Annotated in this window: 24 protein-coding genes; all 24 read left to right on the top strand. The window is 62.3% G+C overall.

Annotation, left to right across the window (positions count from 1 at the left end):
- The first annotated feature begins 2 nt into the window (after window positions 1-2).
- Window positions 3-845, top strand: a complete 843-nt coding sequence (locus KOL99_RS06425) for an ABC transporter permease (RefSeq protein ID WP_216509656.1) — start codon at window positions 3-5, stop codon at window positions 843-845.
- Window positions 842-2113 (top strand): ABC transporter ATP-binding protein, encoded by a 1272-nt coding sequence (locus KOL99_RS06420; RefSeq protein WP_216509655.1) that lies wholly within the window; start codon window positions 842-844, stop codon window positions 2111-2113. The genes KOL99_RS06425 and KOL99_RS06420 overlap by 4 nt, the downstream gene beginning before the upstream one ends.
- Window positions 2089-3117, top strand: a complete 1029-nt coding sequence (locus KOL99_RS06415) for a class I SAM-dependent methyltransferase (RefSeq protein WP_216509654.1) — start codon at window positions 2089-2091, stop codon at window positions 3115-3117. The genes KOL99_RS06420 and KOL99_RS06415 overlap by 25 nt, the downstream gene beginning before the upstream one ends.
- A gap of 42 nt (window positions 3118-3159) precedes the next feature.
- Window positions 3160-3987: an N-acetylneuraminate synthase family protein gene (locus KOL99_RS06410; RefSeq protein WP_236025856.1), complete on the top strand. Its 828-nt coding sequence runs from the start codon at window positions 3160-3162 to the stop codon at window positions 3985-3987.
- Window positions 3980-5131: an acylneuraminate cytidylyltransferase gene (locus KOL99_RS06405; protein ID WP_216509652.1), complete on the top strand. Its 1152-nt coding sequence runs from the start codon at window positions 3980-3982 to the stop codon at window positions 5129-5131. Before KOL99_RS06410 ends, KOL99_RS06405 begins: the two co-directional genes overlap by 8 nt.
- Window positions 5125-5976 (top strand): hypothetical protein, encoded by an 852-nt coding sequence (locus tag KOL99_RS06400; protein WP_216509651.1) that lies wholly within the window; start codon window positions 5125-5127, stop codon window positions 5974-5976. The genes KOL99_RS06405 and KOL99_RS06400 overlap by 7 nt, the downstream gene beginning before the upstream one ends.
- Window positions 5973-6551 carry a class I SAM-dependent methyltransferase gene (locus tag KOL99_RS06395; protein ID WP_216509650.1) on the top strand — a complete coding sequence of 193 codons (579 nt, stop codon included), beginning with the start codon at window positions 5973-5975 and terminating at the stop codon, window positions 6549-6551. The genes KOL99_RS06400 and KOL99_RS06395 overlap by 4 nt, the downstream gene beginning before the upstream one ends.
- Entirely contained in the window at window positions 6548-7504 is a 957-nt protein-coding gene (locus tag KOL99_RS06390) for a polysaccharide pyruvyl transferase family protein (protein WP_216509649.1), read from the top strand. Before KOL99_RS06395 ends, KOL99_RS06390 begins: the two co-directional genes overlap by 4 nt.
- Before the next feature lie 47 nt (window positions 7505-7551).
- Complete coding sequence (locus KOL99_RS06385) at window positions 7552-8361, top strand: FkbM family methyltransferase (RefSeq protein WP_216509648.1); 810 nt, start codon at window positions 7552-7554, stop codon at window positions 8359-8361.
- Between the two features lie 4 nt (window positions 8362-8365).
- Entirely contained in the window at window positions 8366-9037 is a 672-nt protein-coding gene (locus tag KOL99_RS06380) for a class I SAM-dependent methyltransferase (protein WP_216509647.1), read from the top strand.
- 3 nt (window positions 9038-9040) lie between these two features.
- Window positions 9041-10024 carry a polysaccharide deacetylase family protein gene (locus KOL99_RS06375; RefSeq protein WP_216509646.1) on the top strand — a complete coding sequence of 328 codons (984 nt, stop codon included), beginning with the start codon at window positions 9041-9043 and terminating at the stop codon, window positions 10022-10024.
- Window positions 10021-11358 (top strand): glycosyltransferase, encoded by a 1338-nt coding sequence (locus tag KOL99_RS06370; RefSeq protein WP_216509645.1) that lies wholly within the window; start codon window positions 10021-10023, stop codon window positions 11356-11358. The genes KOL99_RS06375 and KOL99_RS06370 overlap by 4 nt, the downstream gene beginning before the upstream one ends.
- A gap of 109 nt (window positions 11359-11467) precedes the next feature.
- Window positions 11468-12352, top strand: coding sequence for a glycosyltransferase family 2 protein (locus KOL99_RS06365; RefSeq protein WP_216509644.1), 885 nt, complete (start codon window positions 11468-11470; stop codon window positions 12350-12352).
- Between the two features lie 10 nt (window positions 12353-12362).
- On the top strand, window positions 12363-13154 hold the full coding sequence (locus KOL99_RS06360) for a DUF268 domain-containing protein (protein ID WP_236025855.1): 792 nt from the start codon (window positions 12363-12365) through the stop codon (window positions 13152-13154).
- A gap of 52 nt (window positions 13155-13206) precedes the next feature.
- Window positions 13207-14190 carry a radical SAM/SPASM domain-containing protein gene (locus tag KOL99_RS06355; RefSeq protein ID WP_216509643.1) on the top strand — a complete coding sequence of 328 codons (984 nt, stop codon included), beginning with the start codon at window positions 13207-13209 and terminating at the stop codon, window positions 14188-14190.
- Window positions 14187-14882 (top strand): class I SAM-dependent methyltransferase, encoded by a 696-nt coding sequence (locus KOL99_RS06350; RefSeq protein ID WP_216509642.1) that lies wholly within the window; start codon window positions 14187-14189, stop codon window positions 14880-14882. The genes KOL99_RS06355 and KOL99_RS06350 overlap by 4 nt, the downstream gene beginning before the upstream one ends.
- Window positions 14883-14895: 13 nt before the next feature.
- Window positions 14896-15780 carry an alpha-1,2-fucosyltransferase gene (locus tag KOL99_RS06345; RefSeq protein WP_236025854.1) on the top strand — a complete coding sequence of 295 codons (885 nt, stop codon included), beginning with the start codon at window positions 14896-14898 and terminating at the stop codon, window positions 15778-15780.
- Complete coding sequence (locus KOL99_RS06340) at window positions 15780-16793, top strand: glycosyltransferase family 2 protein (protein WP_216509640.1); 1014 nt, start codon at window positions 15780-15782, stop codon at window positions 16791-16793. The genes KOL99_RS06345 and KOL99_RS06340 overlap by 1 nt, the downstream gene beginning before the upstream one ends.
- The gene (locus tag KOL99_RS06335) at window positions 16786-17625 is read left to right on the top strand and encodes a class I SAM-dependent methyltransferase (RefSeq protein WP_216509639.1); all 840 of its coding nucleotides are present in this window, start codon (window positions 16786-16788) and stop codon (window positions 17623-17625) included. The genes KOL99_RS06340 and KOL99_RS06335 overlap by 8 nt, the downstream gene beginning before the upstream one ends.
- Window positions 17626-17631: 6 nt before the next feature.
- Window positions 17632-18735, top strand: a complete 1104-nt coding sequence (locus KOL99_RS06330; protein ID WP_216509638.1) for a glycosyltransferase family 4 protein — start codon at window positions 17632-17634, stop codon at window positions 18733-18735.
- Entirely contained in the window at window positions 18732-19649 is a 918-nt protein-coding gene (locus KOL99_RS06325) for a glycosyltransferase family 2 protein (RefSeq protein ID WP_216509637.1), read from the top strand. The genes KOL99_RS06330 and KOL99_RS06325 overlap by 4 nt, the downstream gene beginning before the upstream one ends.
- A gap of 19 nt (window positions 19650-19668) precedes the next feature.
- The gene (locus KOL99_RS06320) at window positions 19669-20475 is read left to right on the top strand and encodes a class I SAM-dependent methyltransferase (RefSeq protein ID WP_216509636.1); all 807 of its coding nucleotides are present in this window, start codon (window positions 19669-19671) and stop codon (window positions 20473-20475) included.
- A complete protein-coding gene (locus KOL99_RS21890) occupies window positions 20472-21575 on the top strand; it encodes a glycosyltransferase family 4 protein (RefSeq protein WP_216509635.1) in 1104 nt (367 codons plus the stop codon). Before KOL99_RS06320 ends, KOL99_RS21890 begins: the two co-directional genes overlap by 4 nt.
- Before the next feature lie 71 nt (window positions 21576-21646).
- Window positions 21647-22378 (top strand): FkbM family methyltransferase, encoded by a 732-nt coding sequence (locus KOL99_RS06310; RefSeq protein ID WP_216509634.1) that lies wholly within the window; start codon window positions 21647-21649, stop codon window positions 22376-22378.
- Window positions 22379-22420 lie beyond the last annotated feature (42 nt).

Genomic DNA, 22420 nt, shown 5'->3' with positions numbered 1-22420 from the left:
CCATGGCTACAGAAGAAAGCTTACAACCTGAAGTGTTACTCATCGAGCCTGAGGCTCCGGCCCTGCATTACTGGCGTGACCTCTGGAGGTACCGGGAACTGCTCTGGTTCCTGGTCTGGCGCGACGTGCTGGTACGCTACAAGCAAACCGCGATCGGGGTGCTTTGGAGCTTGCTGCGCCCCTTGCTCGCCATGATCGCCTTCACCCTGGTCTTTGGCCTGTTCGCCAAGATGCCCTCCGGCGAGGCGCCGTACCCGCTGCTGGTCTTTGCCGCCATGCTTCCCTGGAATTTCTTCGCCAACGCCTTATCCGAAAGTTCCGGTGCGCTGATCGGCAACGCCAACCTGCTCACCAAGGTCTATTTTCCGCGCATGATCGTCCCCTTGAGCAGCGTCATCGCCAGCCTGCTGGACTTCGCCATCTCCCTCGGGGTCATGGCGGCCATCATGCTCTGGTACGGGGTTTTCCCGACCTGGCGGGTGCTTGCCCTTCCCCTGTTCCTGCTCTTGGCCTGCGTGGCCGCCACCGGGGCCGGCCTGTGGTTCTCCGCGCTCAACGTGAAGTACCGCGACTTCCGCTACGTAGTTCCGTTCCTGCTGCAGTTCGGCCTCTACGTCTCGCCGGTGGGGTTCGCAAGCGCCGTGGTCCCCGAAAAATGGCGTCTTTTCTACGCGCTGAACCCGATGGTCGGGGTGATCGACGGCTTCAGGTGGGCGCTGCTCGGGCTGAAGGTCGAGGTGTTCTGGCCCGGCATCGTTCTTTCCACCTTCCTGTCGCTTTTGCTGCTGGCGGGCGGCCTCCGGTTCTTCCGCGGCACCGAGAGGACCATGGCGGATGTGATATGAGCGCGCCGGCCATCAGTGTCCGCAACGTGGGCAAGAAATACCTGCTCTCGCATCAGCCGCGGGAGCAGTACACCGCCCTGCGCGACGTGCTAAGCGACGGGGTCGCAGCTTTTGCCAGAAGGCTTCGCCATCCTTTCGCACCAGGGGAGCGCGCCGATAGCGTGGAGGAATTCTGGGCGCTGCAGGATGTCTCCTTCGAGATCAAGCAAGGGGAGCGGGTCGGCATCATCGGCCGCAACGGCGCGGGAAAATCGACCCTCTTGAAGATCCTGAGCCGCATCACCGAGCCCAGCACCGGCAGCATCCGGATCAGGGGTAAGGTGGCGAGCCTGCTGGAGGTCGGCACCGGGTTCCACCCGGAACTGACCGGTCGCGAGAACATCTATCTGAACGGCGCAATCCTCGGCATGCGGCGCGAGGAGATCAGGCGCAAGTTCGACGAGATCGTGCAGTTCGCCGAGATCGAGAAGTTCCTGGACACCCCGGTCAAGCGTTACTCGTCCGGGATGTACGTCCGCCTGGCCTTCGCCGTAGCCGCCCACCTTGAACCCGAGATACTGGTCGTGGACGAGGTGCTGGCAGTCGGCGATGCGCAGTTTCAAAACAAATGTCTCGGGAAGATGGAGGCGGTGGGCAGGGAGGGACGCACCGTGCTTTTCGTCAGCCACAATATGGGTGCCATCAACAAGCTGTGCGACCGCGCCATCTGGCTGGAGAGCGGACAGCTGCTTGAATCGAGCGACACGGAGACGGTCGTTCAGAAGTACCTTTCTTCGGCCTTTCTCGGCCAGTCGACCAGGCAATTCCCGGTGAAAAGCGACAAGGCCGCTCAGGTCCTGCAGGTGAGGCTTCTCAACGGTGAGCACCAAGAGAGTACGGAATTCGGTTTAGGAGAGGAGCCGTTTGTCGAGGTCCGCTACCTGCTGAACCATGAACTGACCGGGATACACGTGGCCTGCATAGTGACCACCGTGCAGGGAGTGCATGCCTTCTCGACCGCGGACACCGACACGAACCCGAAGTTTTTTGAGGCGCGCCCCGCCGGCGAATACGTATCCTGGGTGCGACTCCCCATGAAGGACTTCAACTCGGGGATCTACCATGTCGCCATCGGCATCGGAATCCCCGGGGTGCAGATCCTTGACCGACAGGAAGCACTCTCCTTCACCCTGCATGACACCGGCGGCTTTGCGACGCTCAAGGAGGGGGCCAGGAGGGCGGGGTTGCTCGTTTTCGAGGTGCCATGGCACCTCCGGGAGAAGCCCTGATGTTTTTCTGCAGCTACCCCACCCGTTTCTATAGTCTGGACGCCCCCTCTGTACCGTTGACCGGGCCGCAGGCTGCCGCACTTGAGCGGTTCAGGACGGGGATGAACGAGGGGCTCTACGCGCTGGAGCCCGCCCCATGCATCTGCGGAAGCGAGGACGGGGTGCTGCTGGCGAGACGGGACCGCTACGGGCTTGAGGTGGATACCTATCTTTGCAGGCACTGCGGCGTGCTCAGGACCTCGCCGCGGCTCTCCCCGGAGAGCCTGTCACGCTTCTATGACAGCGACTACCGGGAAATATATGGTGGTGAGGAGACTGCCTCGGACGCCTTTTTCGCGGAGCAGATAGCCCATGGCCGCTCGATCCTTGACTCGGTGCTGCACAACATCGCGGGTGACCTGGCGGGGGCGGTAGTTTTCGACGTGGGCTGCGGTGCGGGCGGTGTCCTGATCCCGTTCCGGGAGTCCGGCTGCCTGGTGTATGGCTGCGATCACGGTGGCAGGTATCTTGAGTACGGTCGCTCTCAGGGGCTGCGGCTGGAGCACGGCGGAGCGGCGGAGCTTAAACAGCACGGGAAGGCGAAGGTCGTCATCTTAAGCCACGTACTTGAGCATTTTCCTGACCCGAGGGCGGAGTTGGCATTGCTGTCGTCGCTTCTGGAGGATGACGGCTACCTGTACATCGAGCTCCCTGGCGTATTCAACATTCACAACGTATATCGGGACTTTCTGCTTTATCTGCAGAACGCGCACCTGTACCACTTCACCCTGAGCACCCTGTCGTCGCTTTTGGCCGATGCCGGCTTCCAGTTGGTATTCGGGTATGAAAACGTCGTCGCGCTTTTCAAAAAGGGAAGCGGGAGACCGGTGCAGGTTGGCAAGAGAGAGTATGCGAAAGTGTTGTGCTATCTGTACAGCGTCGAGCTGAGCAGGTTGGCGATTTTCAGGAAGCTTCCCCAGCTGGTAGCCCGCATCATCGGGTGGACCTATAAAAGGGCATGGTGAGATATGGACGTTAAGGCAATCGCGGAAATAGGATGCAATCACATGGGAAAGATGGACATCGCCCATGAGATGATCAAGATGGCGGCGCAGTTTTGCAAGGTCGACATCATAAAGTTCCAGAAACGGACCAACAGGGAACTGCTCACCCCCGAGGAGTACCAGGCACCGCACCCCAATCCCGCCAATTCCTACGGCGCCACCTACGGCGAACACCGCGATTACCTCGAGTTCGACGTGGACCAGCACCGCCAGCTCAAGGCGTGGTGCGAGGAGTGGGGCTGCGAGTACAGCACCTCGGTCTGGGACCTGACCGCCGCCAAGGAGATCGCGCAGCTCAAGCCGCGCTTTCTGAAGATCCCCTCCGCCTGCAACCTCGATTTCGAGCTTTTGGAGTGGCTGGCGACAAACTACGGCGGTGAACTGCATCTATCGCTGGGGATGACCACACCCGCCGAGGAACAACGCATCGTGTCGTTCTTTGAAAACAAGGGACGCAGCCAGGATCTCGTCCTGTACGCCTGCACCTCCGGCTACCCGGTGCCGTTCGAGGATATCTGCCTGTATCAGATCAGGCACCTGGTGGAAAGCTTTGGCCACAGGGTCCGCGGCATCGGTTTTTCCGGGCACCATCTTGGCATCGCCGCGGATATAGCGGCGCTGGCGCTGGGAGCCAGGTACTTTGAGCGTCACTTCACCTTGGACCGCACCTGGAAGGGGACCGATCATGCGGCCAGCCTCGAGCCGGACGGCATGAGGCGCCTTGCGCGCGACCTGCGCAACGTATCGAGGTCGCTTACCTACAAGAGCCAGGATGTGCTCCCCATCGAAGCGGTCCAGCGCAAAAAGCTGAAGAGGAAGGTCAATGACTGACATCGTGGCCCTGGTTCCGTTGCGTGGCGGCTCCAAGAGCATTCCGGACAAGAACATCCGCATGATCGGCGGCAAACCGCTGTGCGCCTGGGTCCTTGAGGCCGCGTGCCAATCCGGGATTTTCTCCCGGGTGGTAGTATCCACGGATTCCGAAAGGATAGCGCGGACGGTGGCGGGGCTCGGGCTCCCCGTGGAGGTGCTTCATCGTCCCGCCGAATTCGCAACGGACACTGCCTCCACCGAGTCGGTCATGCTCCATGCCGCCGGTTGCATCGATTTTGAAGTAGTGGTCACCATTCAGGCGACCTCCCCCCTGGTCACCCCTGAAGATTTTCGTCGCGCCGATGCCTTGTTCAGGGGCGGCGGCTACGACTCGCTCGTTACCGGGGTCAGGACCAAGAGGTTTTTCTGGAACGGTGACGGCACGCCGCTCAATTACGACCCGCGCTCTCGTCCGCGCAGGCAGGAGTTCGCCGGGTCCTTCATGGAGAACGGAGCCTTTTATTTCACCAGGCGCAAACTCTTGGAGGAGTCGCATTGCCGTCTGGGCGGGCGGGTCGCGGTGTACGAGATGGCCCCGGATACAGCCGTCGAAATCGACGAGCCTGCCGATTGGGAGATGGTGGAACGCGCCCTGAGGCTAAAGGCTGTGGGGACGGCAACCGGCTCCCTTCGCGGCATCAGGCTCTTGGCGGTCGACGTGGACGGCACGCTCACCGACGCCGGCATGTACTGGTCAGCAGAGGGCGACCGGCTGAAGAAGTTCAACACCCGCGACGCCAAAGGGCTTCAACTGGTGCGGGAAGCGGGCGTGGACGTGGCGGTGTTGACCTCGGAGAACTCCCCCATCGTGACCGCCCGAATGGCGAAGCTCGGCATCACGCGCTGCTACACCGGGGTGGAGGACAAGCAGAGCTGTCTGCTGGAGTTGGTGCGCGACCTGAATATCGATCTTGGCCAGGTAGCCTACATCGGGGATGACGTCAATGACCTCGCCTGTCTCAAGCTTTCCGGGTTCTCGGCCTGTCCCGGCGATGCGGTGGATGCGGTTCGGGCGGTGGTGCATCACGTTTCCAGGCACGCGGGGGGCATGGGCGCTGTCCGGGAACTGTGCCAGATGATCCTGGAGGCCCGGGGATGCTAGTGAGGACCCAGCAGGTACTGCCACCGGTGCTCTTTAGAAAGCTGGAACAACTGCTCGACACCTGGACCTTCCGGGGACACCCCGATCGGGTCGCACTCTCAAAGAACGTGTCGCTCAAGGGGGTGGCCCGGGGGCGAAGGGCTTTTCTGCTGGCCACCGGGCCGAGCATCAAGCAGGAAGAGTTGCAACTGCTGAAAGGGGAGGATTGCTTCAGCCTGAGCAACTTCTTTCTGCACCAGCACATCAAGGACATCTGCCCGCGGTTCCACTTCTTTGCGCCGTACCACCCGCCTTTGGTCCTGGAGAACTACGTCGAATGGCTGCGGCTTGCGGACCGCACGTTGCCCAAAAGCACCGCGATCTTTCTGGGACATGCCACAAAGCCCCTGGTGGAGCGGTACCGCCTGTTCGCCGGGCGCGAGGTCTTCTACCTTTACCTGTCGGAGCACCCCAGTAGCCAACTGGTCGATATCACCAGGCAGGTCCTCTGCCCGCAGAGCGGCCCGCTCATGATCCTGCCCGTTTTGCTGTACATGGGATACCGGGTGGTCTACCTTGTCGGGTGCGATCATAGCAACCTCAGGGACTACAAAAAACCGATGGAGCACTTCTACCCTAAGGAGCAGGACGTCCGCAAAAACGCCTCCGACGAGAACGCCTGGGACAATGTCACCAGCACCATGTGGCAGGCTTACAACCTTTTCAGCCAGTATGAGTTCTACAAGGATCTGTACCGCAAATCGGGAGCGACCATAGTGAACCTCTCCACCGATAGCTGGCTTGACATGTTTGAACAGGGAAGGCTCAGCGAAGTGATTTCGCGCGCGCCGGCGAGGCCCGAATGATCCGTTCGCTCTTAGCCAGACTCAGGCGCGCCGTGCGCCCCCCAAAATGGCGTGAGATAGAGCATTTTGACGAGCAGTGGAAGCGGCGCATAAAGGGGCTGGCCGACCTGCTCGATCAGGAGAAGAGCGTTCTCGACCTTGGCTGCGGCAGGATGTGGCTTCGGGAGTTTCTTCCGGCCGGCACCCGGTACTTTTGCTGTGACTACGTGGCCAGGAGCCCGGAAACGATTGTGTGCGACTTCAACCGCTCCGAGTTCCCCGATCTGCAGGTCGATGTCTGTTTCGTCAGCGGCTGTCTGGAGTACGTGGAGGACGTGGACTGGTTTCTGGGCAGAGTTGCCCAGGCGTCGGACCGGCTCATCCTCTCCTATTGCAGCACGGAACTCGTCTCCGGCCTCGCCGGCAGGAAGAGCCTCGCCTGGAAGAGCCATCTCAGCCATGATGCCTTGCTTGCCAAGGCTGAGGCCGCCGGATTTCATCTGTGCGCCCGGGGCGAGGATATAGACGGCAACGAGATACTGAAGTTCGAGAAACCATCCAGGCAAAGTCCGACCAGGAGCCAGGCCAGCCCGTGAATACCATATCGATATTCGACACCTCCATCAGCGATTACAATCTTGGCAATGAGATCATCATGGAGTCGGTCTACGGCCACATGCGTGAGGTTTTCCCTGAGGCCTTCTTCTTCAAGCTCCCCTACATGGAGATAACCCGGCACACCCGCAGTTGCATCCAGCAAAGCGACCTCCTCGTCTTCGGTGGTACCAACTCCCTAAGCAGCAGGATGGAGCAGTATAAACAATGGGACGTGAACCTGCGCAAGTCGGCCTACGTGAAAAACGTGGTCCTGATGGGGCTTGGCTGGTGGCAGTACCAGGAAAAAGAGAGCCTCTACACCAAGGTGCTCCTAAAGCGCGTGTTGAGCGGGAAATGGCTGCACTCGGTCCGGGACTCATATACTGAGGCAAAGTTGCGCATCCTTGGCTTTGACAACGTGGTGAACACGGGGTGCCCCACGCTTTGGCACCTGACGCCGGAGCACTGCCGGGAGATCAGGACAGGCATGGGCGATACCGTCGTCAGCACCCTGACGGACTACAGCCAAAACCCGGAATTGGACCGCAGAATGCTGGAGGTGCTGTCGCAGTGCTACCGGCGTGTCCTGGTCTGGTTGCAAGGCGTGGGGGACAGGGACTACCTGGCCGCGCTTGGCGTTGCCGGTGTCGAGGTGATTCCCCCCTATCTCCAGGCCTTTGACGGCGCCCTGGCCGATCCGGCCGTCGACTACGTCGGCACGAGGCTGCATGCGGGGATCAGGTCACTGCAAAAAGGGAGAAGAAGCCTGATCGTCGGGGTAGACAACCGCGCCGCTGAGATGCGTAAGGATTTCGACCTTCCGGTCCTGGAGCGCTCGGCCCTTGACCAACTGGAGAGCCGGATCAGGACCCCTCATCGGACGCAGATCCGCATACCGCTTGAAAACGTTACCCGTTGGAAAGGGCAGTTTTCCTCGGTTCAACCGGCGTGAAACCGCATTGACCGTCGTGGCACGGGGCGGCAAGGAGAGGGTTTTTCATGGGCATCATCAATCTGCTGGCCGACATCGCCCGGCACACGACAAAGCGGCTGCGCCTCGCTCTGCTGCGCCGTAAGTGCTGGCAGCAAAGGTCGGGAGCGGTCCTGCGTATGCGGGGGCTGGAAATGGCGGTCACCGACGGAGCGAATTTCTACATGCAGTACAAGGACGAGTTCGTCAACCGCATCTACCACTTCGACGCGGTGCGGCCAGACCCGGTAATCATCGACGGCGGCAGCAACATGGGCATGTCCATCCTGCAGTTCAAAAAGGTCCACCCGGGAGCCAGGGTCTTCGCCTTCGAACCCGATCCGGAGCTGTTCAAGATCCTTTCGGGCAACCTTTCACGCAACAACATCTCCGACGTGCAGTTGGTCAACGCGGGACTTGCCGCAGAGGAGGGCGAGACCAGCTTCCTGGCGGACGGAAAGGCCGGCGGACAGATCGCTGATCAGGGTTCGGTCCGGGTGCGCATGGTGCGTTTGTCGGGGTACTTGGACCAGCCGGTGGATTTCCTCAAACTGAACATTGAAGGAGAGGAACTCGCCGTGCTCACCGAGGCCGCTCAGGCCGGGAAGCTGCGTCAGATTCGCGAACTGGTCCTGGAGTACCATGGCTGGGCCGGCCGGCGCCAACTGCTGGGAGACATCCTGAATCTGCTCGACCGGCAGGGGTACCGCTACCTGGTTCACGATTTCGATGCCGAGACCTGTTTCGCTTCCAAGCCCCCGTTCAGGCTGGGGCCTGACACCACCTGGTTCTGCTTGGTGTACGCCAAGCGCAACGATCTCCTTATCGACGGGAAGTGAAGAAATGGCCTTTTTCCGGCACATATGGAGGGGTATCCGGCTGGGGCGGCTGCAGCCGGTCAGCAGGAGCTTCGGGTTCGACCGCGGCCAGCCCATCGATCGCTATTACATCGAACGGTTCCTAAGCGACAACAGCCAGGATATCAAGGGGAGGGTGCTCGAGGTGGGCGACGGCGAGTATACCCGTGTTTTCGGCGCTGAGCGGGTGACGAAGTCCGATGTTTTGCACGCCCAGCCCGGCAATCCCAAGGCGACGCTGGTCGGAAACCTCGCTACGGGCGAAGGGATCCCCGACCGCTCCTTTGAATGCATGATCCTGACACAGACGTTCCCTTTTATCTACGACCTGCAGGATGCGGTTGCCAACACCTACCTGAAGCTGAAGGAGGGAGGAGTGCTCCTGGCAACCTTTGCCGGCATCAGCCAGATCAGCCGGTATGACATGGACCGCTGGGGCGACTTTTGGCGCCTCAGCGACGTTGCCGCCCGCCGTCTGTTCGGCGACGTGTTCGGGGACCAGAACGTGGCCGTTGCAAGCCACGGAAACGTTCTCGTCGCCTGCAGCTTCCTGCATGGACTTGCCAGCCGTGAACTCACCAGAGCTGAGCTCGAATTCCGGGACGAGGATTACCAGGTGCTGATCACCGTGCGAGCGGTGAAGCGGGCCCGGAGCTGACCGATGTACGGAGAATTGATGCTCAGGAAGTTGGCGCGGTGCATGGTGCCACAAGCGGCGATCCTGCTCTACCATCGGGTCGCCGATACTGCCAGGGATCCGCAGTTGCTCTGCGTTTCACCGGAGAATTTCGCCGGTCACATGGACGTGCTTCGTTCCCGATATCTCCCTGCGCCCCTCTCCGCCAGGGAAAGCTGGCAGCCGGGCAGTGTGGTGGTTACCTTTGACGACGGTTATTCAGACAACCTCACCAACGCCGTCCCGCTGCTGCGGCAGTACCTGGTCCCCGCCACGGTCTTTGTGGCCACGGGGTTTCTAGGGGATGCGCAGCGGCCATACTGGGACGAACTGGCAGACCTGTTGCTGTGGTCCGCGGTACTGCCCAAACGGTTGCAGCTGACGTTAAACGGCCATACCAGGGCCTGGGAGTTTGGCTCGCACGGCCCGGTTGATCCTTCCTGGAACCTGCTTGGCGGCGTGAGCTGTGGGCGGCAGCATGCCTATCAGGTGCTTTGCGATCAGCTGCGTCTCTCCACCCCTGTCCAGCGTGTCGAGACGATGGCTCAGCTCAGGGAGTGGGCCGGCAGATGCTGCGCCGATTCGGGGGAGCGCCGGTTTCTCACCGAGCAGGAACTGCGCCGCCTCGCGGAGGAGGACGTCGTCGAGATCGGGGCGCACACGCAAAACCACGCCAACCTCGCCCTTCTTTCCGGTACCGAGCAGCGCTGCGAGATCGCCCAGGGGAGACAGCGGCTGGAAGATATCTGTGGGCAGCCGGTGCGCAGCTTCGCTTATCCCTACGGCACCAGGCAAAGTTATGCCCGTCAAACGCAGCGGATCTTGCAGGACGAGGGTTTTGACTGTGCCTGCGCCAACTTTGGCGGCGCTGTCTTTCCCGTAGTTTCCCGTTTCCAGTTGCCCCGGCTCCTGGTGCGCAACTGGTCCGCCGAAGAGTTTGCCGTAAGACTGGCTGAGTACCTGAAATGACCGACGCCAAAATCGAGATCATACAGCTGAACACGCTGGACACCGTGGGGGGCGCCGCAGGCGTCACCAGTACCCTGCACGAGTACTTCAAGAGCCAGGGGCACGGATCCTTGCGCATGGTGGGGCGCAAGCTCGGCCCTGATCCCGACACGATAGAGCTGAGAGCCGCGGTCCGACCTTCGCTTCCGGGGAGCGTGGGGCGCTTGCTGCGCTCGGTGCGCCGCCGCGCCGAACTCTTCGCCGGCTTCGAGGACTTCGGAGATCCTGCGAGCCGGTCGCTCGACAGCGCTTTGCCTGGCGGCGCGATCATCGTCTGCCACAACCTGCACGGGGGGTACTTCGATCTTACAGGCTTGGCCGACCTGTCCCGGCGTCACCCGGTGGTGCTTGTGCTGCACGACGCCTGGCTCCTCGCAGGCCACTGCGCGCACTCCTTCGATTGCGACAAGTGGCTTAGCGGCTGCGGCAGCTGTCCCTATCCGGACGTGCAATACGCCCTGACGCGCGACACCTCCCATCAAAACTGGAAGAGAAAGAGTGACATTTACCGCGCCTGTCGGCTCAACGTGATAACCCCTTCGCGATGGCTCATGACTAAAGTCCAAGATTCCATCTTGAAACCGGCTGTGATAAGGTCACGTGTCATCAATAACGGCGTGGATCAGAGCATCTTCTGTCCCGGGGACAAAGCGGCCGCACGGGCGCGGATCGGTATCGGCAACAGCGAGGTCGTGGTGATGTTCGCCGCCAACGGCATCCGCGAAAGCATTTGGAAGGATTGGAGCACCATGCGCTGCGCGGTCGCGGAGGTAGCGCAGGCCATGCCGGATAAGCAGCTTCGATTTCTGGCGGTCGGCGAGAGCGCGCCAAGCGAGCAGGTGGGAGGGGCCACCATAACCTTTGTCCCCTACCAGGCTCCCGCTGAGATCGCAGCCTTCTACCAGGCCGCCGACCTGTACATCCACGCGGCGCGGGCTGAGAACTTCCCCAACACGGTGATCGAAGCCCTTTCCTGCGGGACCCCCGTGGTCGCCACTTCGGTCGGCGGCATCCCGGAACAGGTTAAGGGATTACGCCACGAGGGTGATGCCGACGCAGTCAACCTCTACGGTCGGGACCATGCCACAGGAATACTGACCCCTGTCGGTGACCACAGGCGCCTGGGCTCCGCCATATGCCGGCTGCTCGGCGATGCCGCACTGGTCAATCAACTTTCGCATTCAGCGGCATCGGACGCGAAAGAGCGCTTCAGCATTACCCGGACCGGAGGATGCTACCTCGATTTTTTCGAAGAGGTGCTGACCGATTTCGGCAAGAATACGAGGTCCGCCTGATGTCGGAGGGGGGCCGTGGCAATGGGTGCTCAGCCGCGTCGGCCGAACGTCGGCAGGGCGGGGGGCGTATCGTTTTTCGGAAAGCCCCAGGACAGGAGAGGCAAAGACCGTGGCTACCCAGAAGGTGATCTCTGTTGTAATAGGCTCTTATAACCGCCTGAGTTTTCTCAGACTTACCGTAGAGAGTGTCAGGCGGGAGTTGGAGGGGTTCGGCTCCGCCGCCGAGGTCATCGTCGTCGATGGAGGCTCCGGCGACGGCACCCTGCCGTGGCTTATGAAGCAAAAGGACATCATCACCATCGTGCAGCATAACCGCGGCACGTGGCAGGGGAAAAGGATCGAGCGGCGTTCCTGGGGCTACTTCATGAACCTTGGCTTCACGTGCGCCCAGGGGAAGTTCGTCTGCATGCTAAGCGACGACTGCCTGGTGGTCCCAGGTGCGATCGTCAACGGCGTACGGCTCTTTGAGGAGCGCCTGGGAGCGGGGGAAAAGGTCGGCGCCGTGGCTTTTTACTGGCGCAACTGGCCGGACCAGGAGAAGTATTGGGTGGGGCTGACGCTCGGGGACCGCATCTTCGTGAATCACGGACTGTACCTGAAGGAGGCGCTCGCTCAGGTGGGATATGTGGACGAGGAGACCTTTCACTTCTACCATGCGGATGGCGACCTCTGTCTGAAAATGTGGCAAAACGGGTATGCCTGCATAGACTCACCCGACTCGTTCATCGAGCACTACTACCACACCGCAGCCGACGTCAGGAAGAGCAACCTGGAAACCCAGAAGAAGGATCATCGCGCCTACCTTGAGAAGTGGGAGGGGATCTTTTACGATCCCGTTGCCGTGAACACGGGAGGCTGGATAGAGAAGGAATTTAACGACGACTTCAAAACCGCCGATCTGTTCAAGAGGGCCGCTCCCTTCAACTGCCACATGAAGCGGAACGTCCTGAAAATGGTCGGTCCTTTTCTCGACAAGCACAGGGGCAAGAAATGAAGGCTGCGTCATGCTGATGGGCGAGGGCGCCGCAGGGGTGCTGGGCCCGTTCCGCGCGCTGGCGGGAAAACTGCTTTCCTTGGCCGGCGAACTGAGGGCGTACCGCGCCTTCAGGCAGGAATTCAAGCGGTTCTCCGAACTTTGCGGTGCGGCTGACCGTTTCCAGCTCGAATGGCGCGACAGATATCCCTGCCTGCACGACAAGACCGCGAACACCGGCTTCGACCGTCACTACGTGTATCACACGGCATGGGGCGCACGGAAAGTGGCCCAGATAAGGCCGCAGTCGCACGTCGACGTATCGTCTTCCCTGCACTTCTGTACCCTGGTGTCCGCGTTCGTGCCCGTGAGGTTCTACGATTACCGCCCGGTGGACCTGCGTCTTTCGGACCTCTCCTGCGATGCCGCGGACCTGCTGAGGCTGCCTTTTGACGACGAGAGCATCGCGTCCCTCTCCTGCATGCACGTGGTGGAGCATGTGGGGCTCGGCCGCTATGGCGACCCGCTTGATCCTGAAGGGGATCTGAAGGCGGTTGCCGAATTGAAGCGGGTGCTCGCGCCTTGCGGCTCGCTGCTGTTCGTGGTTCCGGTGGGCGGCAGGCCCTGTTGCATGTTCAACGCACACCGGATCTATTCCTACAGCCAGGTACTCGAGCTGTTTCACGGCCTCGACCTGGTTGAATTCTCCCTGGTACCTGACGACCCCGCGGCTGGCGGTTTGGTTGTCGACGCCGGCAAGGCGCTGGCCGATGCACAGACGTACGGCTGCGGGTGCTTTTGGTTCAAAAAACCGGCACCATGAACGCGGCTGGCATACGTTGTTCCCGAGATGATGAAGGCCGTTTTGAGGTGACATGACCAGACATCAGAAATACTTCAACCAGAGAAGATGCGATATCGGAGAGCTTCCGGACACCATTCTGGTTGAGTCGTACATGGGCTGCAACCTGCGGTGCGAGATGTGTCCTGTTCCCGATTCACGAAACAACATGAATGGCAGAAGCTATTCCTGCATGTCCCTGGAAACCTATAAAATCATCATCGATCAGGTTTCCGAAAGGCCTCGAAGCATCAGGCTGAACCAGCTCGGCGAGCCGTTATTGAACCCTGAAATCGTGAATTTCGTGGCCTATGCCGCGTCCAGGGGACATGATGTCGGATTGACCACCAACGCTACCAAACTGGATGCAGATCTTGCTGAGAGGCTGATAGTGGCCGGTCTCGGGGAGATCATATTCTCCTTCGACGGCTGTACAAAAGAGACCTACGAGAAGATACGTGTCGGAGCCGATTACGATCAGGTTCTTGCCAATATCCTCGAGTTTTCCCGTTTGAACAAGGTTCATAACGGCAGATGCAGTGTACGGGTCGATTGTATCGTATCCGATCTGACCTTTGGCGATCTGGAGCAGATCAGGAAATTCTGGAGCCAGAGGAAGATCCCGGTGAGTTTTATCCCCATCGACGACTGGGCCGGGAAATTGCGGCTGCCAGCCCGGTTTGGCGTACGGAGAAGCCTTACTGGCTCCACGTCAAAGAGATATCCGTGCCACTTCTTGTGGACGGCGCTCGTGATATCAGCTGAAGGCAATGTCGTTTTTTGCTGTCATGATTACCAGCTCTTATCCAACCTCCCATCGGTCCACGAAAAACCGTTGCGGGAGATCTGGAATACGCAGGTCAGGCATATGAGAGAACAGCACGTTCTGGGGACGGTTACAGAAAAGCCATGCCGTTCCTGCGACGCATGGATGTCAATGCCGGAATTTTACCGATCCCGACTGGCTTACCTCGACCGCCTCAAGGCCAAAATGAGATCGTTAACGGGAAGAAAATGACCGTCGGGACCGCAAACCTGCATACGCGCGAAAAATGGCTTGAGGCCGCTCTGTCGGCGATACCTGCTGGCTCCAGGATCCTCGATGCCGGTGCGGGAGAACAGAATTACCGGAGATTCTGCAGCCACCTGGACTACGTTGCCCAGGACTTCGCCCAGTACGACGGCAAGGGGGACGCCAAGGGGCTGCAGACGGGCGCCTGGGACCAGAGCAGGCTCGATATCGTCAGCGACATTACCTCCATTCCCGAGCCGGACGCATCGTTTGACGCCATCATGTGCGTCGAGGTGTTCGAACACCTCCCCGACCCGCTGGCCGCCCTCAGGGAGTTCAGCCGCCTGCTGAAAAAAGGGGGGACCCTGATCCTGACCGCCCCCTTCTGCAGCCTGACCCATTTCGCGCCGTATCACTTTTACAGTGGCTTCAGCCGCTATTTCTACCGGACCCACCTTGACGCTTGCGGCTTCGAGATCGAGGAGCTGGTCGAGAACGGCAACTACTTCGAATACCTCGCACAGGAGGTGCGTCGCATCCCCACCGTGGCCGACCTGTACGTCGGCAAGCGCCCGCGGCTTTGGGAGCTGCTGTCCGTGCGCGTGGTGCTGCACATGCTGGAGCGCTTCTGCCGCGACGACCGCGGCTCCTCGGAACTGCTGCATTACGGCTGCCATGTGCGGTCCGTCAAAAGGTGAGCAGGTCGCCGCTATGATCATCGTCTACCTGCAGGGTGGCATGGGGAACCAGATGTTCCAGTACGCGGCCGGACGCCGGCTCGCTTTTCACCTCGGCGCCTCCCTGAAACTGGACATCTCGCGCCTGTCCACGGCGGAGCCGGGCATAACCCCGCGCGCCTACGCACTCGCGCCTTTCCCCATCAAGGCCGCCCTCGCCACGGCGCAGGAAAGCCGGAGGCTGTGGCAAAAGCCGGGTGGGTTGGGCGGCCGCCTGTGGCAAACCGTCAAGCCGGGCTACCGCCAGACCCACGTCCGGGAGCGCGGTTTCCGCTTCGACCCGGCGATTCTCGACCTGGGCGACGACGTCTGCCTGGACGGGTACTGGCAAAGCGAAAAGTACTTTGTCGATGCCGCTTCACTTTTGCGTGACGATTTCACGCTTCCCTCGCCGCCTGCCGGCGCCAACGGCGAGGTGCTGCGGCAGATAACCCGGTGCCAGTCGGTTTCGCTGCATGTCAGGCGCGGCGACTACCTGACCGACAGAAGGATAGCGGCCAAGCACGGGTCGTGCAGCGACCGCTACTACCATAAAGCGGTCGCGATGATCGCCGCGCGGGTGTCTCAGCCGCACTTCTTCGTCTTTTCAGACGACCCGGAGTGGGTGCGCGACCATTTCGCCATCCCCCATCCCATGACCGTGGTCGGGCATAACGGCCCGGACCACCCCCACGAGGACCTTAGGCTCATGAGCAGCTGTCAGCACCATATCACGGCGAACAGCTCCTTCAGCTGGTGGGGAGCCTGGCTCGGGGAGCATCCCGGCAAGGTGGTGATCGCCCCGGCGCGCTGGTTCAGCGACCCCGCCATCGACACGACGGACCTGCTGCCGGCTTCCTGGTTGAAGGTGGAGAACTGATGGAGCCGCGCGTAACCGTGCTGATGCCCGTCTTCAACGGTGCGGCATTTGTGACCGAGGCGGTGGAGAGCATCCTGGGGCAGTCCTACCCGGATTTCGAGCTGCTCGTGATCGATGACGGCTCGACCGACAAAAGCGCTGCGATCGTCCTTTCCTATGATGACCCGCGCATCCGCCTGGTTAAAAACGGACACAACCTGGGACTGATCGCCTCGCTCAATCGCGGGCTCGACCTGGCCCGAGGGGAATACGTGGCCCGCATGGACGCCGACGACATCAGCCGGCCCAGGCGCCTGGCACGCCAGGTGGCCTTCCTGGACTCCCACCCCGAGGTCGGTGTCTGCGGCAGTTGGGTCCGCTTTTTCCCGGACGGCTACGTCTGGAAACTTCCCCCCAGCTCAGAAGAGATCCGGTGCCGCCAGTTCAACATCGTCGGCGTCGCGCATCCCTCGGTGATGCTGCGCCGCGGCCTCTTTCTCGAGCACGGGCTTTACTACGATCCCGCGTACCTGCACCTGGAGGACTTCGAACTCTGGGGACGAGCCCTGGCGTACATGCAGTTCGCCAACATCCAGGAGGTACTGCTCGATTACCGCGTCACCCCGGATCAGGTCAGCTCCAGGCACCGCGCCGAGCAGCTTGCGGCGGTGGCGCCGCTGCGGCTTAAGAAGGTGCTGGAACTCGGGGTGACACCAAGCCCCGCCGAGCAGGAACTACACGAACAGGTGGTGAACGGCACCCTACCGGTCGACCCGCGGCAGTTGGACCGGGCCGAGCGGTGGCTCCTGAAACTGCAGGCGGCAAACCGGGCCGCCGGGATCTACGACCACGGCTTCTTTTCCCAGTGGCTGCTCCATATCTGGTTTTCCGAGTGCCGAAGGCTGGCCCGCCTGGGGGCGTGCTCCTGGCGCAGGTGCCTTGGGTCGCGGCTTTGGAGCACCGGCAACGCCTCACCCTGGCGCCGCCTCACGGCGGCAGGAGCCTGGACCCTGCAGGGACTACGACATGTCTGAGCGTATCGACTACAACAGCAGGATCCACAACCTGATCGCGCCGGTCTATGAGGCCCGTCACGCCGAGATCTTCAACGAGAGCGAGCAGGCGAGGATTCGCGCACAGCTTCGCTTCGCCCTGGAGTCGATCGACGACGCTCCCGCGCATCCGCGGGTGCTCGACTTCGGCGCCGGCACCGGCAACCTGACCCGACACCTGCTCGAACTCGGCGCCCGCGTGGTCGCCTCCGACGTTTCCAGCGGCTGCCTCAAGGAACTGAAGGCCATGGCCGGAGGCTCCGGGCACCTGGAACTGTCCCTGCTCAATGGCCGGGATCTGTCGCAGTTCGCCGACGGCTCCTTCGACATGGTCGCCGTTTATTCCGTGCTGCACCACGTCCCCGACTACCTGGGCGTCATCGAGGAGTTCGTGAGGGTCCTGAAGCCGGGCGGGGTGGTCTACCTCGACCATGAGGTCTGCCCGGACTTCTGGGGCAGTTCACCAGATTACCAGGCGTACCAAGCTGAACTGGGGGATCGCCTGGTGGCGGAGCGGCAGGGGCTCGGGCGCTACCTCCTCGGCATCCTCAGGCGCAGAAACCGCTGGCGCTACCTGGCCGCCGCCCTGTACCTGCGCTGGCGGACGTTTGACGACGACGAGGGAGATATCCACACCCACCCCGACGACCACATCGAGTGGGACAGGATCCGGATGCTGTTGGAGCCCCGCTGCGAGGTGCTGCGCGAGCTGGACTACCTGGTTTGCCGCGAACGCAGCGTGCCCGCCGGGGTCTGGGAGAAATGGCACGCACGCTGCGCCGACATGCGTCTTTTGATCGCGCGCAAACGCTGAGGCCCCATGAGAATACTCGTCGTCCTTACCGAGACCGGCAGTTACGGGGGAACCTTCCGCTTCCTGGAAAGGCTTCTCGAGGCGCACCGGCGCCGCGGCATCGATACCGTGCTGCTGGTGCCCGCGGGGGAACCTCCCGGGGCGCTGACAGGGCTGGCCTCGCGCTATCGGGTCGATCTGCGCCAGGCTGCCAACCGCAACCGCCCGGGGACGTTCCCGCTTGCGACGCCGCTCTTCGACCTCGCTTTCTGCTGGCGGGCGATCTGGTCCTGCCGCCCCGACCTGGTGCTGGTTTCCACGGCGGACCCCGGCAGGATGTCGGTCGCGCTCTACCTTCCGGTCCCGGTGCTGTACATGCTGCACAGCGTCCCGGAACACCGCTTCCGGATACTCCCCCGCTGGTACCTCGGGCTCGGGGCACGGCTTGGCAACAGCATCGTCACCGTTTCCGGCGGCGCAGCCGACCTGATCGCGCAGCGGATGGGGATACCGAGGGGGGCGATCTCGGTCCTCCACAACAGCTCCCTGTGCAGCGCGGCGCCGCAGGAGCGGGACCGCGAGCCACTCATCCTCACCGCGGGCCATGTCGTCGGCTACAAGAACCCGCAGCTTTGGCTGGAAACGGCCCGGTTGGTGCTGAGGGAGCACCCGCAGGCGCGCTTCGTCTGGCTCGGTGACGGCCCCCTGCTGGATGACATGCGCCGGCAGGTCCGGGACCTCTCGCTGCAGGAACAGGTCCTCTTTGCCGGGTACGTCCCCGACACCGGCTCCTGGTACTGCCGCTGCGCCGTGTATCTGCAGCCCAGCAGGATGGAAAGCCACGGTATCGCCGTTCTCGAAGCGATGGCGCACCGTCTCCCCTGCGTGGTCTCCAACGTCGGCGGCCTGCCCGACTCGGTGCTCGACGCAGAGACCGGCTACCTCTGCCCGCCCGACGACGCCGCGAGCTTTGCCCGGCGCATACTCGAACTGCTCGCCGACCCCGATCTGAGGGAGCGGCTGGGACGGGCAGGCGGGGAGCGGGTAGAGACCGAGTTTTCACCGGAGAGCCAGGAGCGCGGACTGATGGATCTGTACCGGCGACTGCTCTCCTCGACAGGGGAGCCATGAGCGCATCTTTCATTTTGACCACCCCGGTGGTGCTCCTCGTTTTCAACCGCCCGGAGACCACCGCCCGGGTATTCGCCGCCATCCGGCAGGCCCGCCCTTCCCGGTTGCTTATCGTAGCCGACGCCGCGCGCCCCGGCAGAGCTGACGAGGCTGAGCGCTGCGCCGAGGTGCGCCGCATCGTATCGGCCGTGGACTGGCCCTGCGAGGTGCTGCGCGACTACGCGGACGTGAACCTGGGGTGTCGCCGGCGCGTGGCGAGCGGACTGGATTGGGTCTTCGACCAGGTTGAGCAGGCCATCATCCTCGAGGACGACTGCCTCCCCGACCCCTCCTTCTTCCGGTTTTGCCAGGAATTGCTGGAGCGCTACCGCGAGGACCGGCAGGTGGGGATGATCAGCGGCGACAACTTCCAGTTCGGCCGCCGTTTCGGCGATGACAGTTATTACTTTTCCCGGTACTTCCACATCTGGGGCTGGGCGACCTGGCGCGACCGCTGGAAGGACGATTACGACGTTGACCTGACCAGGTGGCCGCAGGCCAGGGAGCAGGGGCTGCTGGCGGAAATCCTGGAGGGGCGCGCTGAGCGGAGGGATTGGGGCAAGGTACTGGAGAACTCCTGGCGCGGCAGGATCGATACCTGGGACTACCAGTGGGTCTTCGCCAACTGGGCGGCGCGCCGGCTGTGCATCCTCCCCGCGGTGAACCTGGTCTCCAACATAGGGTTCGGCGCCATGGCCACGCACACCAAGGCGGCGTGCGAATTGGCCAACGTCCCGACTCGCGCCATCTCCTTTCCGCTCGCCCACCCCGCGAAAACGGTCCGCAACCGGGAGGCCGACGCTGCCAGCAGGCACAGGCCGTCCCGTCGGTCCCTCTGGGATGCCTTGCGCGGTGTCGTGGGGGGGCGAGGATAGACCTATGGGAATAGCAACCATGACATGTGCGATATGCTCCGGGGCCATGGAGCCGAAGTTCTCCGCCCTGGTGCTGGGCAAACACCTGGCCCAGTACCATTACTGCCGCAGTTGCGGGTTCCTGGCGGCGCGCGACCCCCACTGGCTGGAGGAAGCCTACGGTCGCGCCATCGCCAACGCCGATACCGGTCTTGTGCTGCGCAACCTGGACCTAGCGCCGAAGGTCGCCTCAACCCTTTTCTGGTTTGCCGGCGAGCGGGGTGAGGGCCGCTTTGTCGATGTGGCCGGAGGGTACGGTCTCCTGACCCGGATGATGCGGGACCTGGGTTTCGACTTCTACTGGCAGGACAAGTACTGTGAGAACGTCCTCGCTCCCGGTTTCGAGTACCGGCCGGAGCTGGGTCCCTGCCGCGCCGTCACCGCCTTCGAGGTGCTGGAGCACTTGACCGACCCGCTTCCTTTCATCGAGGAGGCCCTGGCCACCTACCGCCCGGACCACTTCCTTTTCAGCACCGAACTGTACGAGGGGGAGCCTCCCGCGCCCGAGCGCTGGAACTACTATGCCTTCGCCACCGGTCAGCATGTCGCCTTTTTCCAGCGTCGGACCCTGCAGAAACTGGCCGACCGCCTCGGCCTGCATTTCGCCAGTGCCAACCGGCTGCATCTCTTTTCCCGGCAACCGGTGGACGAGTACCTGCTGCGCATGGTCACCGGCCCGCTGGCTGCGCCGTTGTCCCGGTACATCCGCTTCCGCCTGGGCTCCAAAACGGTGCGTGACCAGGAGCTGATGCTGGGAATTTCCCGCGACGGTGACTCGAAGCCGTGAAGATAGCCTACGACGCCCAGATATTCTACGAGCAGGCCTATGGCGGCGTCTCGCGCTACATCTGCGAGTTGGCCGCTCGCATCGCCGCCCTGGATGAGATGGAAGTCTCCATCACCGCTCCCATGCACATCAACGCCTACTTGGAGCACCTGCAGCACCTGGTCGCAGGTTTCCGGCTCCCCGGCGTGAAGCGGATGCCGCTTTCCGTTCGGGGCGCGGGGATGCTGATGTGCGACCTGATGATGCGCGCCCAGGCACCGGATCTGATCCACGAGACCTACTATTTCCCCTACCGTATGGGGCCGCTTCGAGCCCGCAGGGTGCTCACCGTTCACGACATGATCCATGAGAGGCTCCCGGGCTACTTCGACCCAACGGACAGGACCCCGCGCTTCAAACTCATGGCCGTGCAGAGGGCAGATCACATCATCTGCGTTTCAAAACGGACCCGGCAGGACCTGATCGACGTTCACGGCACCTCCCCCGACAAGATCAGCGTCGTGCATCACGGTTTCGGACTGCTCCCCGCAAGAGACGGTGACGACGCAGGCAAGCCGCCTTTGGTCCAGGATTCCTTCCTTCTCTACGTCGGTCCGCGCGGTGGCTACAAAAACTTTGCCGGCCTGCTCCAGGCCTACGCGGCGTCGCGCGAGGTGCATGAGCGTTGTCTGCTGGTTTGTTTTGGAGGGGGCGAGTTGACCCAGCGGGAGCGTGAGACGGTCCGGGGGCTCGGACTGCGCGAAGATCGTGTGGTGCAGTTCGGGGGAGGGGACCAGGTGCTGGCCCGCCTTTACCGCCAGGCGCTTGCTTTCGTCTATCCCTCGCTCTACGAGGGATTCGGCATCCCGCCACTGGAGGCGATGTCCTTTGGCTGCCCCGTGGTCTGCAGCAACGGGGGCTCCATCCCCGAGGTGGTGGGGGATGCCGGCGCCTATTTCGAGGCTGGCGACGTCGAGTCGATGCGGCTGGCGCTGCAGAGCGTGGCGTCATCGGAGAGCGCGCGTCGCGAACTGATCGCCCGGGGGCTGGAGCGCCTCAAGCTTTTTTCCTGGGACCGCTGCGCGCGGGAGACCGCCGCGGTGTACCGGAAGCTGCTCTAAACGCCAGGACGCCTGTTCGCCTGAGCGGTGACCGGAGAGTGGAACGGGCATCACATCCAGGAGGAGATTACGTGCAGTTTGAACTGTTAATCAAGCAATTGGCGAGGCGATTTGGGGTGGACCTGCGCGCCTATCGTCCGGCGCGCTCCGAGGCGGCGCGGCTTGCCCGCATGCTTAAGCGGCACCGGATCGACACGGTGCTGGACGTCGGCGCCAACACCGGTCAGTTCGCACGGCACCTCCGCTCCATCGGTTACCATGGGAGGATCATCTGCTTCGATCCGTTGTCCGAGGCGCATGCCGCCCTCGTCAAGCTCGCCCGCAGGGACCCGGCCCTGATTGTAGCCCCGCGCCAGGCGCTTGGGGAGAGCTCGGGCGAGGTCGAGATCAAGGTGTCCGCCAACCTGGAGAGCAGTTCGATACTCCCGGTTTCCGATGCGCACCTGCGGGCGGAGCCCCGCGTCAGGACCGTGGCCGTGGAGAAGGTGCCGATGCGCCGGCTCGACGACGCCGTGCTCTCCTACCTTTCACCCAGCGACAGGGTCTTTCTGAAGATCGACGTGCAGGGGTACGAGCTCCCCGTGCTGCGCGGCGCCGAAAGGGTGCTGGGGCAGGTACTCGGCGTGCAGCTCGAACTTTCCTTGCAGCCGCTGTACCAGGGAGAGCCTCTTTTCCGTGAGGTGATCGATGCGGTGGAAGCGCTGGGCTTTGCCCTTCACGACGTGAACCCCTGCTTCTCCGACGACGCCACCGGGAGGACCTACCAGGTGGACGGCGTCTTCTTCCGCAACGAGGCTTCCTGATCGCGGCAGTTGCCGCGATTGCTCCGCTTCAGGCTGACGCCT

The organism is Geomonas azotofigens (assembly GCF_018919395.1).
GTDB classification, from domain to species: Bacteria; Desulfobacterota; Desulfuromonadia; order Geobacterales; family Geobacteraceae; genus Geomonas; species Geomonas azotofigens.
Note: the sequence above shows the minus strand (reverse complement) of the source record. Positions and strands in the feature narration are given on the sequence as shown.